Annotated in this window: 11 protein-coding genes, 1 pseudogene and 1 riboswitch; of the genes and pseudogenes, 3 read left to right on the top strand and 9 right to left on the bottom strand. The window is 36.8% G+C overall.

Going from position 1 to position 14,768, the window contains the following annotated elements:
• Positions 1–413 precede the first annotated feature (413 nt).
• A complete protein-coding gene (locus tag AWH49_RS19525; RefSeq protein ID WP_082862890.1) occupies positions 414–3,371 on the top strand; it encodes a PAS domain S-box protein in 2,958 nt (985 codons plus the stop codon).
• A gap of 130 nt (positions 3,372–3,501) precedes the next feature.
• On the opposite strand, the pseudogene AWH49_RS20840 reads toward AWH49_RS19525, so the two are convergent.
• Positions 3,502–3,746 (bottom strand): annotated as a pseudogene (locus tag AWH49_RS20840) (transposase); the annotation flags it as partial.
• Between the two features lie 576 nt (positions 3,747–4,322).
• On the opposite strand from AWH49_RS20840, the gene AWH49_RS15310 reads away from it, so the two are divergent.
• Together AWH49_RS15310 and AWH49_RS15305 are read left to right on the top strand one after the other, a co-directional pair.
• Positions 4,323–4,772 carry a cation:dicarboxylate symporter family transporter gene (locus tag AWH49_RS15310; protein WP_063966441.1) on the top strand — a complete coding sequence of 150 codons (450 nt, stop codon included), beginning with the start codon at positions 4,323–4,325 and terminating at the stop codon, positions 4,770–4,772.
• A 188-nt stretch (positions 4,773–4,960) separates the two neighbouring features.
• Positions 4,961–5,296 carry a helix-turn-helix domain-containing protein gene (locus AWH49_RS15305; RefSeq protein WP_063966440.1) on the top strand — a complete coding sequence of 112 codons (336 nt, stop codon included), beginning with the start codon at positions 4,961–4,963 and terminating at the stop codon, positions 5,294–5,296.
• A 249-nt stretch (positions 5,297–5,545) separates the two neighbouring features.
• Here the strand turns inward: AWH49_RS15305 and AWH49_RS19520 are convergent, their stop codons facing one another.
• The 8 genes from AWH49_RS19520 to AWH49_RS15270 form a co-directional block, all read right to left on the bottom strand.
• Complete coding sequence (locus AWH49_RS19520; RefSeq protein WP_082862889.1) at positions 5,546–5,689, bottom strand: anti-repressor SinI family protein; 144 nt, start codon at positions 5,687–5,689, stop codon at positions 5,546–5,548.
• Between the two features lie 21 nt (positions 5,690–5,710).
• Positions 5,711–5,796, bottom strand: a riboswitch (cyclic di-GMP riboswitch).
• Between the two features lie 87 nt (positions 5,797–5,883).
• Positions 5,884–6,882, bottom strand: a complete 999-nt coding sequence (locus AWH49_RS15300; protein WP_082862888.1) for a hypothetical protein — start codon at positions 6,880–6,882, stop codon at positions 5,884–5,886.
• Positions 6,883–6,911: 29 nt separating this feature from the next.
• Positions 6,912–8,288 carry a sugar phosphate nucleotidyltransferase gene (locus AWH49_RS15295; RefSeq protein ID WP_063966439.1) on the bottom strand — a complete coding sequence of 459 codons (1,377 nt, stop codon included), beginning with the start codon at positions 8,286–8,288 and terminating at the stop codon, positions 6,912–6,914.
• A gap of 35 nt (positions 8,289–8,323) precedes the next feature.
• The gene (locus AWH49_RS15290) at positions 8,324–9,511 is read right to left on the bottom strand and encodes a glycosyltransferase family 4 protein (protein WP_063966438.1); all 1,188 of its coding nucleotides are present in this window, start codon (positions 9,509–9,511) and stop codon (positions 8,324–8,326) included.
• On the bottom strand, positions 9,508–10,917 hold the full coding sequence (locus AWH49_RS15285) for a sugar transferase (RefSeq protein WP_063966437.1): 1,410 nt from the start codon (positions 10,915–10,917) through the stop codon (positions 9,508–9,510). The genes AWH49_RS15290 and AWH49_RS15285 overlap by 4 nt, the downstream gene beginning before the upstream one ends.
• Before the next feature lie 84 nt (positions 10,918–11,001).
• Complete coding sequence (locus AWH49_RS15280; protein WP_063966436.1) at positions 11,002–12,051, bottom strand: glycosyltransferase family 4 protein; 1,050 nt, start codon at positions 12,049–12,051, stop codon at positions 11,002–11,004.
• Positions 12,026–13,303: an O-antigen ligase family protein gene (locus AWH49_RS15275; protein ID WP_063966435.1), complete on the bottom strand. Its 1,278-nt coding sequence runs from the start codon at positions 13,301–13,303 to the stop codon at positions 12,026–12,028. The genes AWH49_RS15280 and AWH49_RS15275 overlap by 26 nt, the downstream gene beginning before the upstream one ends.
• Before the next feature lie 3 nt (positions 13,304–13,306).
• Positions 13,307–14,755: an oligosaccharide flippase family protein gene (locus AWH49_RS15270; RefSeq protein ID WP_063966434.1), complete on the bottom strand. Its 1,449-nt coding sequence runs from the start codon at positions 14,753–14,755 to the stop codon at positions 13,307–13,309.
• Positions 14,756–14,768: the final 13 nt, after the last annotated feature.

Genomic DNA, 14,768 nt, shown 5'->3' with positions numbered 1-14,768 from the left:
TGTTTTTCTTACTCTAAGTCATTTCCCTCTAAAGTAAATAACCTTGTAGAAAGGGACTTTGATTTAGGGATAAGTTGAGGGAACGCAAAAACACCTAATTACCATTGTCAAAGTGTTACCGTTACTCCTTTTAGGTAATCACCTTATTTATCAAGGGTTTCAGCTATAGCGTTGGAAATGTGATAAAAAGTTGGTGCTACCCCATTACATAACTATGAGTTAACCCCGTCGTACATTATAAGATGCATTTATTTATAAATTTCACATGCTGTTAAATTAGACTCAGTCCTCCGAAATTAACCAAATGGCATCATTTATATTCAGATTATACAGACTATTATTATTATTATTATTCAAGAAAATTCTATGTGATAAGAGTCTGCTACTACAATCATTTATTTGGAGGAATAGCTATGGTCATGAATAACCTAATAGCTCTGGATAAGTATACTTGTCCGAAAATAGAAAAACTAAAGCTTGAACATGAATGGGAAAATTTTATTACTGGTAATAACACAACCCCAACAATCCGATCTTTAATGTATGATTCATGGCAACGTTGTTTGGAACATGGAATCAGTCCGCTTCAAAGTAAGACTTCCATCAACCTCAATGAAGAACAAATTAAGGAATATGTGTCAACAGATCCCTTATTTCGCACTTTAAAACCGGTACTTACGAAATTAAAGGATATGTATATGGATTCCGGCCATTTGATAACGTTTTGTAATCCTTCCGGCGATATTGTTTATTTAGACGGAGATTTGTCTTTAATGCTCAAAGCTGAAGATATGAATTTTGTCGCTGGCTCATCTTGGGCAGAAAATAACGCAGGTACGAATGCTATTGGAACAGCAATTGCCACCGGTTCTCCGATTCAAGTGTTTGCTGGAGAACACTTTTGTCAAGAGGTACAAAAGTGGACATGTACGGCTGCTCCTATCCGTGATCCAGCTACCCAAAAAATTTTGGGAGTCATTGATTTAACAGGGCTATGGGCAGTCAACCATCCTCATTTTTTGTCAGTAGTAACTTCAGCGGCACAAGATGGAGCTCAGATGCTGCTTAACCAATTAAAGTTGGAACGCTCTAAGCTATTCGAATATTATCAAAGCCAAAATATTTCTCGGCAGTCAAAGTCCTATTTAGTAGTTTTAGATCGCGGATGGAAGGTGATTAAAGCATCTCCTATTTTATATGAACAAGGTTTGATCGATTCGAACCATTTCTTGGTCAGCACCCCTTCTCTATCGCTATCCTTAACCTCAAGGAAACATTGGGAATATGAACATCCAAAAGGAATTTGGCGCTTTGAACTAACCCCGTATATTTATGGAGGAATGCCTATCGGTGCCGTTGTTCACGTTATTCCTCCAACCATACCAAGTTCTAAGGACATATCCTTTGCTACAAAATATTCCCTCCCTAGTGTGATAGATGGAACGCTCCAATCTTTATCAAGTATAGATAGTGGGGATTTAATTCCCAATCTTAATGACAAGGAACAAGTTATGGTGAAAAAATCGATTAAATGTGCAGAGTTTTATAAATCCCTTTTTGATCATCATCCTGATGGTATCTATTCTTGTGATTTACAGGCAAATTTATTGGATGCGAATCCGGTTTTGGAGAGACTGATTGGATACACGGTTGAAGAACTTCAAAAGATTACACTTCCATCCCTATTTCTGCCAGATTATCTAGAAAACGGATTGAAATATTTTGAAAAAACAATGAAAGGAAGGCCACAGGAATATGAGATGGCGTTTAAGCACAAAAATGGATACCGAGTAGATTTAAAAGTAAATAATTTCCCGATTTTTATAGATAATGAGATTGTTGGAGTTTATGGAATTGTAAAAGATATTACCAAAAATAAGAAAATGGAAGAAGATCTGCAATCGACCAAACAACAATTGGGCTTATTTCTTAAAAATACAGTGGATTCTATTATTATTTTCGACTTACAATGTAATGTCATAAAAGTGAATGAAGCTTTTGTAGAAGTATTTGGTTGGACTGAACAAGAAGTAATAGGAAGACAACTATCTATCGTTCCCGATTTTTTGATTGATGAGTGTAACGAAATCCATCAAAAAATATTGAACAGCAGGCATGTTATGTCGTTTGATACGATTAGGCAACGAAAAGATGGAAGTTTCATTGATGTTAGCAGCTTCGTTTCCCCAATTGTAAATGCGAAGGGAAATGTGACAGCTTTTGTATACATCTTAAGGGATATTACGGAACATAAACGAATGGAAGAAGCATTGAAAGAAAGTGAGAAACGATTACGTACTTTAATTAATGCCATGCCTGATGTTGTTCTCTTTAAAGATGGTGAAGGAAGATGGCTTGAAGCGAACGATTATGCTATTTCTTGTTTTCAGTTTGAGAATGTTCCTTATCAAGGTAAAAAAGATAGTGAATTGGCTGCCTATAATGAGTTCTATCGAGATACATTATCTTGTTGCGAGAAATCAGATCAAAAAACGTGGGAAAATGGCTGTGTTACCCGAAGTGAAGAAGTGATTCCACAATCTGATAGCAAATCAATTATTTTCGATGTTATTAAGGTTCCAATTTTTTATCCTGATGGCAGGCGTAAAGCACTTGTGATCATAGGACGTGATATCACAGAACTGAAGCAAACGGAAGAATTATTAAGAAAATCGGAGAAGCTTGCTGTAATCGGCCAATTATCAGCAGGAATTGCCCATGAGATTCGAAATCCATTGACTTCTGTCAAAGGATTTCTGAGTTTACTACAATCTTCTATAAGTGAAAACAATGATTGGTATTTGGATGTGATGGTATCTGAGATCAACCGAATTGAATCAATTACCAATCAATTTATGGCAGTAGCTAAGCCGCAGGCTGTCACTATTCGACTCCAAGATTTAAGATTGTTAATCGAGCAGGTTTCAGTTGTTGTTTATCCTGAAGCGATCATGAACAATATACAAATCATCATTGAGGCGGAAGCCGACATTCCATTAATTCGATGCGAAGTGAATCAATTAAAACAAGTATTTATCAATATCTTTAAAAACGCTATTGAAGCGATGCAAAGTGGAGGAAAAATAGTGGTCCAAGTAATGAAACTCGACCACAACCGCGTTTTAATTCGTTGTATTGATCAAGGATGTGGGATTCAAAAAGAGCGTATTCCATACCTTGGAGAACCTTTTTACAGTCTCAAAGAAAAAGGAACTGGCTTAGGACTAATGATGTGTTATAAAATTATTGAAGAGCATCAAGGAAAGATCACAATTGAAAGTGAAATCAATAAAGGAACAACCGTCGATGTCATTTTACCTATTCCGCCATTATTAGAAGAAGTGAGTTCAGATTTAACAGAAGGCAATTAATAATTCAAATATGATCATCATGAATAATCATTCAACGCATGTGGATTACGTCATTGTAAAAAAAGAAGCAGGAACCAATTATGTTTCCTGCTTCTTTCGTGTGTCCAGCATGAGCGTACGAAAATGCATGTATGAACCATTTATAAGCCAGATTGACCTGCGCTTCGGCGATCATCCGTTCATCGGAAAGATCATAGGGAATCTGGAGAAAAGCAATCGAAGCATCAGTTCCGGCCCATTCGCTGGGCGTCCATAATAGATACAATAGGATTCCTGCACAATCTCCTGAATGAATGAAAAATCGACAGTTTGATCCACTTTTTTCAACAGATGGTCTTCTGGAATTAACTCGTAGAGTTCTAAATGGAAAGACATCGCCGTTTATTTTTGGTTTCTTAACACGGTTATCACCTGTACCCCACATGGGTTCGTTAAGAATAGCTTACTAAAAAAGGATCAAAAGAAAAACACCCGAAAGAGAAATCATTCTTTCGGGCGTTCCCTTTAAAAGTAAGTGTTTTGCAGTGCCCTCTTAATTCGAACGGTGTCTTCTATTTAAAGCGATTTAAGTCATGTTAATAGTAACGGTCTTTTAGATGATCAGGATTCTCACTCTCATCTCTCAATTCCCTCGTCCATTTATGAACAACTTGTCCATACGCTTGCTCAATGACAATCATTACTTCAAACTCCACAAGCCCATTGCTACTGCCATTCCACTGACGATGTAATGGTCATTATCTTTCTCGCTATGATCATGGGGATTACCATTTCAACGATGAAATTTTCATCTGATCAAAAGTATACAACTGCCTTTTTTACATCGAGCAGCATTGCCTCTTTACTTATCACAATCGATTCGGCTCAAAAAACGGGCATTTTTCTGAGCGAACGGTTAGTTTCGCACTGTCTTTAGAAGCCGTCTTCAATTCTGACTGCGGGGTGCTGTGAATGGGGGTATCCATCGTTTTTGTAGTGAACATTGTCAATTTGCATCTCACAACAACCGACTTCTTTATCATCGTCTTCATTGCTACACTATGGTCGATCGGAACAGCCGCTGTACCAGCAGCTGGTTTAGTCACGCCGTCCGCCGTATTAATGATGTTGTTTGGTTTACCTCTTGAAATCGTTGCACTCATTGCCGGTGTTGACGCTCTTATTGGCATGAGGGGCACCACATCAAATGTGATCGGTGATATTGGGACTGCTCTCGTCAATCAATCCGAACGGAAACAAATCGCTTCCTATTCGGTTCTGCGTCAACAGCTATTCGACTTATTAATAAGCGCAATACTCCCAGATGATAATCACCGCCTCGGAAACATTGCGCTTTCTTTTAATGTGGTTCGTTATGAAGTGCAGAAATTGTCCGATGTATTAAGCAGCTTGCGGCTTTGATTAAATTTTAAATATGATTGGGATTAATATCAATATTTATACATTTATGGTTAATAATAACTTATAATCCACTATTTACTGTATATTTTTAGCACATTATTTAATTACAGTGCTTTATCTTTTTATGGTTGCCATGTTAATATAAACTAATAATAGTTGAATTTTAGTATGTTTTAAGGGTGATCATAATGTCTATAGGAGAACGTATTCGCGAACTTAGGATAAAAAAAGGATTGTCATTGACTGAGTTGGCTAATCGGGCAGGCGTAGCGAAATCGTATATATCTTCGGTTGAACGCCAACTACAATTAAATCCTTCCATCCAATTTCTATATAAAATATCTAGGGAGTTAGATGTGACTGTTGAGAAATTAATTCATGAAAATAACAATAAAGATGAAGAGATTGATATTGAGTGGCTTGAACTTGCTAAAGAAGCTATGGAGTCTGGTATTAGTAAAGAGCAATTTAAACAATTTCTTGAATTTCAAAAATGGCAGAAATCCAATAGTTCCGACAAATAATACAGCTTTTTTAGGACTTCCCTAATAGAGTATACTATGTATACTCTATTAGGGAAGTCCTAAGTAAACTACTCAATATCAGAATTCATCTGTCAATTGTGCCATGTCAGACCATTCAATTCAGCTCTTGCTATAAATGGTCTGACTAACGATTAACTTTTTCTTCTATCTATATTTTTTTAAAAATTCAGTTAAATGCTTCCCCACTTCGTTTGCTTAACCTATTATATGACCAGTCTAACAGGGAAATCATGGCTCATATGCTGATTTTTCCTTATATATACTTCCGCTTTTTAAAAATTTCTTTACTTCTTGAATAGATACCCCTAAATTTTTAGCCTCCTTCATTAACATCATCCACTCTCTTTCCACGAAAATTTGCTCCTTGTTCATAAAAAGAATCCCCCTAATTATCTAGGCAGCCCAGCCATCATAGCACCTTCCCCCTTAGACCTGTAGCTTTGCGTCCTTATTTTTCAATAAGTTTGCCTTTTCTTTGATTTTTATATACAATTTGGATTTTGAAAACAAGAAAATGTAAAAATCTATTGCTTTATCCTATATTATTCTAACTATATAAGTCCAACTTAATACTCATTGTTTTGTCCATTATCATTGATATATTGAGTACTTAAGTTCGTATCTAATTGGTTTTTCTCTGTTTTAGATGTGAATATAATGAGTGGATCATGATTTTGGATACGCTGCACATCCCACACTATGCTTTCAAATTGATTATGTGACCCATCAACCATTAATAATTGTTTCGTGTTTTCAGTCAGCTGTACTTGCAGACCTGTAAAAAGATTACCTGAACATTCATTTGGGATGTTCATTGAACCTATTATTTTAATACATTGAACACAATCTTCTAGCGTTATATTTTCAAAACGATTGGCGTTAACCCAGCTGTAAGTCCCTCCTTCCGGATTTTCTGCCTTTAGTTGAATACCTGTTTTGAAACCAACTATAGATATATTTTCAAAATTTACAAAACTAATGTTATGCCATGGACCTTTTGCATAAAGTGAAAGGCCAATACCTTCATGTTTACCGCTTTCATTAACGATCGTCATGTTTTCAATACGGGTTTTATTCGTTGCATCAAATTGCTCATTACCTTTTAAGTATATCACTTCTGATCCAAAAGAAGGGTCCATTACTTGAATGGTTCCGTTTATAATGACGGCATCCTTCTCCACATTCATCACCTGAAAATCTCCTGTAACTATTAGAATGGAATTTTGTCCAAATTCTACTTTTACTCCTTCTTTTACAGTAAACCCTGATTTGATCGTATACTTTTTATTAGCCTTCAATTTTACTTTTTCTTTTTTATGTGCAGCACAAAAATCAATGGCCTTCTGTATCGCGTCTGAATAGTCTTTCCGCGAGCCTTTTGTCGGTATTAAAAAGTCTTCTACTGCCACTACATCGTTCTCCTCAGAGGAACGATCAGTTGATGTAGAAGACTCCTCTTCTCCTTTCTCATTATTTGTTTTCTCTTGAAATAATAAGTAGAAGATAATGCCTGCAAGCAGGAGCATGAAAGCAAGCCCGCTTATTTTCATTTTCTTATTAATCATTTTGTGTTCTCCTGTTTTGCCCTTTTCATTTAGCTAACAACTTTATTACAGTACTCCATCACATCGTTCCATTCCATGTAAATGCGCAAAATGTCTTCTTCTACAAGACTTGTGCCTGACTGAACTTCAATAAACTCTAAGTCAGTGATTGCCTTAATTCCATGTTCCGCTCTAACTGGAATATGAAGCACATCTCCTGCTTTTACAGAATAAATACAGCCATTAAGGGCAAACTCCCCCTTCCCTTTAATAATGGTCCAAACTTCACTTCGGGCGGTATGCTGTTGGTAACTTAAGTTCCGATTTGCTTTTACACAGACCCGTTTTGTTAATACTTCTGTTCCTTCTCCCACTTGCGTGTGATCAAGAACACGGTACCAGCCCCAGCGCCGCTCCTCATACATTGGCCGTCGCTGAATTCCATCAAGTAATGCTTTAATTCTTGAGCTCTCATGTTTATCCGATACTAAAATACCATCCGGGCTAGCAGCGACTATTACATTATTCACACCGACCACTGTAATCGGAATACCAAGTTCATTAACAAGATGAGTATTGTTAGAATCGTTACTGACTATTCCGTTCCCAATTTGATTTGTGACCATCTCTTCTGTAAGCGTGTTCCACGTTCCTAAATCCTTCCAAAAACCATCGTATGGAAGAGCTACTATCTTTTTCGCCTTTTCCAATACTTCATAGTCAAATGAATTTTTTGGTAAGGTAGCATAGTTTTTATATAATTCCTCATACTGAATAGGAAGTCCTTTTTCTTCAAGTAAAGAAATTATATATCCTAGTCTAAATGCCACTACTCCTGCATTCCATAAAGCACGTTTTTCAATTAATTCAGCTGCTTGTAGTTCCGTTGGCTTTTCTTTAAAATGGCTTATCACTATATATTCTTCTTGATTATTCACTTTTCCAGGTACAATATAGCCATATTTAGAAGAAGGAAACGTTGGCTCTATCCCTATTAAAGCAAGCTCTGCCTGTGATGATAATAGCGCTTCCTCTAACTCTCCTATTCTATGAAAAAAACGGTCCTCAACAAATGGATCGACTGGAAGTACACCGACCACTTCTTGTAAACTTGCTCCTTTGATGCTATACAGATACACTGCGGCAAGAGCAATAGCTGCAAATGTATCTCTTCTCTCCGGTTCAATAAGAAGCGGGGCATGGGAGCCGAGCTGACTCTGTATCATATCTACTTGTGATTTGCTGGTAGCGATTAATGTTGATTGTTGCAGGCCAACGTGATCAAGCTGCTTCCACACTCTTTGAACCATCGATTCCATCTGACCGTTTTCACTAGCAAGTACTTTTAAAAATTGCTTTGATCTAGAATCATTCGATAATGGCCAAAGACGTTTTCCAGATCCCCCGGACAGTAGTATTAATTTCATTTTAATTCCTCCACTCCTGCAGTTTTTTGATAAAATTAATCGGTTCCCCTATAGGCCGAAACTAATTGATTTGCCACAATTTCCTCTGAAAAATGGCTTGCTACAAAATGGCTTGCCTGCTTCGCTAATGACTCTGCCAGATTTTGATTCAACAAAACCTGTTCAGTCTGCGCAACAAATTCTTTATTAGATTCACAAATGATCGCTTCTTCATTATTTGTAAAGCCTATACCGGAATTGGTTACATTGCTCATCACAATCGGGCAGCCTAGAGCAGCAGCTTCCAGTATTTTATTTTGTTGACCTGCGCCAAAGCGCAAAGGACAAACATACACAGCTGCCTTCCATTGCCACTCCCTAATATCTTCCACAAACCCTGTGACAGTTACCCCCTCAATTTTGTTTAGTTTTTTTACTTCAGCTGCAGGATTAGCCCCAACGATCCAGCACTCCAAGTCAGAAAACTTTTTCTTTAAAGGGCGGTAAATATCTTTTACAAGCCTTACCGCTGCATCTATATTTGGGGCATAACCCATTGTTCCTGTGAACACAATGGCTTTTTTTCTATTTTCAACAAACTTGTTCATATGAAAATAAGCTAAATCAATATAATTTGGGACAACATCCACCTGGCTTACTCTTCTTAGATGCAAAAACTCTTTATCTGCAGGAGAGATAATAATCGCCTTTGAGCATTGTTTTTTTATAAATGTTTCATATTTTTTCATCCTTCCAAGCTCGCCCTTAACCGCAAGTTTTTCAAGCGGTTTCTTCGTCCACTTGTATCTTCTTTCCAAATTGAGGCTAATGGCATCAATATAATCAATTAGGACAGTTGAACCTGGAATGCTGTTAGTAGAGAAATTATGAAGGACTTTTGATTGAATTTGGACAACATCATAATGCGTCTGATCCGTAATTTGTTTCAGAAATCCCTTTAAAGTCGGAAAGGAATGTAGAGAAACACTTAACGGGTAGCCCTTTAGAAAAAAACTCTTAGCAACTGACAGATGCTTACTTTTCGTCTTTATTTTATGTTTCTCTTTACTTTCTCCATTAATAATAGAGGTGGCACAGCACCAATAGGCTTCGTTCTTTTCTTGAAACAAACAATGAACAGTGTGTCCTTTTTTCAGTAAGCTTTTTATTTGCTGAAACGCTCTGACTTGATCACCTTTCCCCGGAACTTCTGGCTTTCCGTGTGTGATAAATAAAATATTCACTCCATACATCTCCCTTCATTGAGACCAGCAGCCTCATTTTGTCCCAGCAGCTGCAACAGCTGTTTTTCTCTCTGATAATCTTTTTCGTTAACACCATTAGCCTGCTCCCGCTGGAGAACGACCCGGATCGTTTGCAGTAAAATTTTAATATCCGCTGCAAATGAATATTGCCGGATATACATTAGATCAAATCGAAGCTTGTCCTCAACAGTCGTTGTATATTTTGCCATCACCTGTGCAAGTCCTGTTAGACCAGGTTTGACAGTCATTCTATATGCATAATCAGGTATTTGCTGCTGAAATTGATCGATAAAAAAGCTCCTTTCCGGTCTTGGTCCAATCAGACTCATCTCCCCTTTTAAGACATTGTATAATTGCGGCAATTCATCAAGTCGTGTAGCTCGAATCAATCTGCCGATCCATGTTATCCGCGGGTCACGTTCTGTTGCCAGTACAGGCCCTGTGTTTTTTTCTGCATCCTGCACCATACTCCTAAATTTATAAATTTTATAAGGTTTTCCATTTTCACCAATACGATCCTGTTTAAAGAAGGCCGGTCCCCGAGACGTAAGCGGAATAAGTATCCACAAAAAAATAGTGAAAGGACTAGTAACAGTTAATATTGCTGTAGCTGCGACGAGATCGAATGCACGCTTAACCGCACGCTGGGCCATGCTAAGCTCCGCGGGAGGGATAGACAAAACGAGCATATCATCCACTTGCTGAGGAGCTGAACCATGTATAAATATTTCAAAAAGCTTAGGTACGATTAATACTTCTTTTCCATATTTTACACACAAGCTGACCATTTCACTTTTTTGCTTTTCATCAATTGAAGGACTGACAAGCACAACATCAATTTCTTTTATGTAGCTTTTCAGTTTATGTTTTTCGCTTAAAAGTAAAAATCCGCTAATAATAAACCATCCTTTATTATGAGAAAGCAGTTTATCAGCTAAAGATAAACCCACTTTTTCATTTTCACCGATAATTAATAACTTTTTCTTTCCATATATTCTTCTTATGACATGCCAAATAAAAAAGCGACTCATTATTACCGAAATATTCTGAATTATAAAAGCAAGCATAATGTTTTTTATTGAAAAAATCTCAATCGGATAAAGAATAGCAACAGCCATCATCAAAACAGTAAACATTCCGAACGATAACAAGATCGTATATAGTACCTGCTGAAAGTTTTTTCTTTGCCAATCTGTATACATATTAAATAAGTAGAAAATAGTCAAAACTGCTGCTGAAATCCATGGTATTGCATCTATATAATAAAACGGATAGGAAAAACCATGCAGAATCCAGTATGCTGTTAAATAGCCCAGATGAACTATAAATATATCAGATAAAACAAGAATAATTTTACCAATGCGCCCTTCATCGCTCTTGCCCATTCTGACCCTTCTTTCGTTATTATCTTATTTTTAATCTATCTAAATTACTGTTTATAAAAAACAAGCGACATTCTTGTGTTTTCTTTATATGTTTAAATACTCTCTCATTGTGTAAGTAACCATTTTTTCTAAGGAGAAATTTTTCTGTACCCTATCGCGAGCACTATTTACTAGCTTATTTCTAAACTGCTGATCTTCCTTTATAGCCAATATATGTTCACAAAATCTATCGGCTGAATATCCTGACACAAGACAGCCGAATTCATCGCTTGTGATCGCTTCTTTAATTCCACCTATATTAATTGAAACAAGCGGTGTTCCGACAGCCATTGCTTCAAGAACGACCATGGGAAAGACTTCCCTATGAGAAGTTAAAACAAGTACATCCATATCTTTAATAAAGCTTTCTGGATTCTTCACTTCCCCAATCATCTGCACATGATGAGTAAGTTCGAACTCTTCAATCATTTTATGAATTTTTGGGTATTGGGGGCCATCCCCGCCTATATAAAATTTAATTTCTGGATACTGTTTCAACTTTTTAGCAATTTCCAAAAATAATTCATGATTTTTTTCTGGAGATAATCTCGCCAAAATTCCTACTTTATAAACGTTATCTTTTTCCTTTTGGTGATACATAAATTGACCTAAATCCACTCCGTTGTAAATCGTTGTGATCTTTTCCTTCTGAACCCCCAGCTGAAAAAGATTCTCCTGTTCATAACCACTAACCGTAATAATTTTCGTTACATACCGGTTTAATAATCTGGTGAAAACTGGTCGAAAACTTTTTTCTATCATCGTTACATTGTGCTTTGTATAAATAATTTTCAATTTTTTTTTCATCATTTTCTGAATGGCAACTGCGTACAGAACCATTCGTAAACTATTGGCATGAATGATATCAATATCGTATTCCTTCACTTTCCTTTTGATCATGATCAGATTAGCGATATGGTTGCTATGAGACATATTGATAAAATGTTTTTTATTGTTGATTTGCTCGTAAAGCTCACCGCCGCCTGCTGCCGTATAAAAGACAAGCTTTGAATGCTTTAGTTGATTTTCCAATTTGCAAAAGTAATATTCTGCTCCTCCTGTCATTAATTTATCTGTCATTAACAATACATTCATTTCCATGAACCTCCTTTGCAATCAATTGAGCATCCCTTGTTTTTTGTTTTTCTACGAGTTGTTTATTTTCCTTTTTTCTTACAATAACTGATAGAATAGCCAGGTATAGAAAGAATACTTCATTAATAATTAAAGATAGAGACATGATTTGTAGCAAAAATGCGATAAAGGACAAAAATAAATACGGTTTTTCCCACATTATGCGACTTTTAAGAAGCTGGATAAAAATAAGGAAAAGAACGGTGACGTACAAAGAAAATCCTAATAAACCAGATTCCGTTAAAATATGTAAAAACGTGTTATGAGTGTACAAACCTTCTCCATAATAAAATTTGTTGTATTCAATAAAGTTATCCGCTCCTATACCCATAACTGGATGTGCCAAAAAAAATTCCCAAGCCCGGCCCCACAACTCGAAACGTCCACTTCCCCCATCATTGGAAAAATCCTCAATTCGTGCTTCAAGCAGTTGGCCAATATCGAACGTCATTATAGATGTTGCCATATAACTAGCCGCTGCAAAAAATCCCCCCACAGCAATCAGTATTCTCCATCTTTTAGCAGGGCTGCATACGGCGATATATATTAAAATAATAACGAACATAGCCAAAATGCCGCCTCTTGAAAATGTCAAGATACTCGTCAACAAGCATAATGTGAAACCTATTTTATTTCTCCAACTTTTTATATTTGTTAAAAAATATGTAAAGAAGATTGTATTGTAAAAAACATAAAGGTTGGGGTCCTCAACCAAACCAATTAACCTTGGATAATCTCTATCCAAAAGCGTACCATAACTAGAAATCATCTCTCCCTGCGCTTGAAATCCAAGACTTTTCAAACCAATCACATACAAGACAAGACTTACGGCGTTAAACAACAAACCAGCTCCTGCCACTGCCTTTTGTATGGCATTATCTGAGTAACCCTCTAAAATAGATCGTAAAATAAAGTAGCAGAAGATGAGCAAAATGATTCCTAAAGTGATACGAAGACTAGCAAATGGATAAACCGAAAAAGCCCCAGTGAAGCTGTAAAACAAATAAAACAATAACAACATGGATTCAAAGGGATATAGTTTCTGAAAAGAAATAGCTGAAAGACGAAAAAGTAAGAACAAAATCAAAAAGATCATATAAGGCTTAAGCGCAAATCCAATATAAATGTTATATTTACCTAACATAAAGAGGAAAAACAGTAAAAACAGACCGGTGTTGCGCTTCGTCTGACTGGCATCATTAAGAAGTGCCATCTTTTACCTCCCGTTCCACTGCTTTTTTTCAAAGTTTTTCTTTTGATTGATGAAACTTATTAATTTTCGTGCCAATTCCGGATCCACTCCTATTATGATAAGAAGACACAACAAATGAAGAGCAACAGCAGAAATCGGTTGTGCTGATAAAAAGTGCGTAATGACTGCAAGCAAAATGATAAAGGTAGAAATATAAGGTAGTAAGACTTTTTTTGCTATTTCCCCCCTTTTCGGGTTTAATAACCAGAAACCAGCGAAGGAAAGGATCTCAACAGCAATTCCAGCGAAAGCCGCTCCTTCCACTCCGTACTGTCGACTGAAAAAAGTATAAAACCCAATCCCTCCGGCAACAGCTACCGCCTGGACAATCGTTCGACGAGTCTGTAAAGCTTTTGTTGTCAGTCCGTCAGCAAGTGCCACATTTATACTTTGCAGCACAAGCATAAAAGACAATATCTGTAAAGCGCTAGATGCAAACAACCATTTTTCCCCAAACAGCGAGTGGATGATGATCTCCGGCATGTAATACAAAGGAACCGTCATTGCCATACCTGTTAACGCCATCATTTTAAGTTGCAAAATATTCAGCTGTAAATGTTCCGATCCCCCCTTGCTGTTATAACTTTTAAACAGCACTGGATAGAAAGCTCCTGCGAGCACACCTGGGATTTGATACAAAGCAGAGGGGATCCGGTAAGCAACAGCGAAAAACCCTACCTGCTTTAATGTTAATGTTTTTTCTAGTACGAGCGGTCCAAGTTGCGGAAGAATCACAATAAGTAAGCCACTTATAATAAAGGACAGCATATTTTTCAATAGATCTTTATGAAAAGCGCTTTTAAAACGGATTTCCACTCTTTTACTGGTTAAGTACATGCCACCCATTCCTGCAAACAAATAAGAACAGCCATATAAAAGAGCAATGATGGTCGGCTTTAGTGAAAAAAACATGCCCAATGAGATGGAAATAACAAGGAACACCGCTGAACACATGCGGATAAGCCCAGAATACTGCATTTCTTCTACCAGTTGAAAATAGGTAACACTGATGCTTTGCATAGTCAATCCTATTACCATCGGAAAAATCAAATAATACATTGTCTGCATCAACTCTGGCTGATCTTGGTAGAGTAACTGAATAAAGAAAAATCCGCCTACAAAAGTAACTCCTAATAATACTAGCCTGATTTTAATATAGGAAGAAATCACAGTGGATAAACTTATTCCTTTTTTTGATCCTTCTCGCAGCATCGTTACACTCATTCCCACATCTGTGAAATATCCCATAATCAGCGAGAATGCCAGTGCAATGCTGAACATTCCATAGCTGCTAGACTCAAGGTAGTTTGCCAGAACTACTAGAGTAAAAGCATTCAACCCGCTTGAAAAAGCAGTACTATAAAATAAATGAAATACATTTTTCCCAATAGAATTCTTTCTTACATGACCCATCTATCATCACCTG

Source organism: Domibacillus aminovorans (genome assembly GCF_001643235.1).
Classification (GTDB): domain Bacteria; phylum Bacillota; class Bacilli; order Bacillales; family Domibacillaceae; genus Domibacillus; species Domibacillus aminovorans.
Note: the sequence above shows the minus strand (reverse complement) of the source record. Positions and strands in the feature narration are given on the sequence as shown.

Coding starts and splice junctions, on each gene's coding strand:
- AWH49_RS19525 (WP_082862890.1), top strand. CDS start 414: ATGGTCATGAATAACCTAATAGCTCTGGATAAGTATACTTGTCCGAAA.
- AWH49_RS15270 (WP_063966434.1), bottom strand. CDS start 14,755: ATGGGTCATGTAAGAAAGAATTCTATTGGGAAAAATGTATTTCATTTA.
- AWH49_RS15285 (WP_063966437.1), bottom strand. CDS start 10,917: ATGGGCAAGAGCGATGAAGGGCGCATTGGTAAAATTATTCTTGTTTTA.
- AWH49_RS15305 (WP_063966440.1), top strand. CDS start 4,961: ATGTCTATAGGAGAACGTATTCGCGAACTTAGGATAAAAAAAGGATTG.
- AWH49_RS15275 (WP_063966435.1), bottom strand. CDS start 13,303: ATGGCACTTCTTAATGATGCCAGTCAGACGAAGCGCAACACCGGTCTG.
- AWH49_RS15295 (WP_063966439.1), bottom strand. CDS start 8,288: ATGAAATTAATACTACTGTCCGGGGGATCTGGAAAACGTCTTTGGCCA.
- AWH49_RS15300 (WP_082862888.1), bottom strand. CDS start 6,882: ATGATTAATAAGAAAATGAAAATAAGCGGGCTTGCTTTCATGCTCCTG.
- AWH49_RS15310 (WP_063966441.1), top strand. CDS start 4,323: ATGGGGGTATCCATCGTTTTTGTAGTGAACATTGTCAATTTGCATCTC.
- AWH49_RS15280 (WP_063966436.1), bottom strand. CDS start 12,051: ATGAATGTATTGTTAATGACAGATAAATTAATGACAGGAGGAGCAGAA.
- AWH49_RS19520 (WP_082862889.1), bottom strand. CDS start 5,689: ATGAACAAGGAGCAAATTTTCGTGGAAAGAGAGTGGATGATGTTAATG.